Source organism: Xenorhabdus entomophaga (assembly GCF_037996725.1).
GTDB lineage: Bacteria > Pseudomonadota > Gammaproteobacteria > Enterobacterales > Enterobacteriaceae > Xenorhabdus > Xenorhabdus khoisanae.
Genome location: NZ_JBBMXH010000293.1, coordinates 1 through 728, shown reverse-complemented (window position 1 = coordinate 728; position 728 = coordinate 1). Strand labels below are relative to the sequence as shown.

The window sequence follows — 728 nt, the reverse complement described above, 5'->3', positions numbered from 1 at the left end:
CTGCTGGTGATCCCCCCTGCATCGATTTTCAGAAAATGCCCGGCGGCTTGAAGGGTCAGTTCAGCACCGGCATCAATCACAACCTTAGCGCCGGAACTCAGGTGAATTTCATTGCCACTTTGTGTTAACAGCGCATCGTCAGCCTTGATATGGAGTTTTTGCCCGGTGGACAGCGAAATGTCATTGTTTGCCTGTACGCGGTATTCATTATCAACGCGTAAATGCGCATCATTTTTAATATGGTGTGTGCGGTTATGACCAATATTGCTGGTTTCATCATTGAGTATCTGGTTTTTCATGTCCTTTTGCGCATGAATAAACACTTCCTCACTGCCTTTCGCATCCTCAAAACGCAGTTCGTTGAAACCTTCCCCTTTGTGAGTTTTGGTCTTAAACGTGGTGCGGGTTTTGGCGGCCGGTAAATCCAATGGGGGACGGTTCAGGCCGTTGTAAACGCAGCCGGTGACTATCGGGCGGTCAATATCGCCATTGAGGTAGGAAACAATCACTTCCTGCCCGATACGCGGTATCGCCATAAAACCAAAACCGTTACCGTTCCAGCCCTGAGCGACACGCACCCAGCAGGACGCACTGTCATCCGCCTTGTCATAACGGTTCCAGTGAAAATGCACTTTTATCGCGCCGTCTTTGTTGACGAAGATTTCTTCCCCTTCCGGCCCGACAACGGTCGCACTTTCATCACCGTCTGCCTGTGGCTTGTAATGAAA

The 728-nt window shown here is 49.9% G+C and carries 1 protein-coding gene; it reads right to left on the bottom strand.

All coding sequences use genetic code 11. The features are described from left to right. Positions 1-728 (bottom strand): type VI secretion system tip protein TssI/VgrG (gene tssI / locus AAC854_RS22840; RefSeq protein ID WP_340619091.1); only part of this gene is annotated, 728 nt, incomplete at both ends.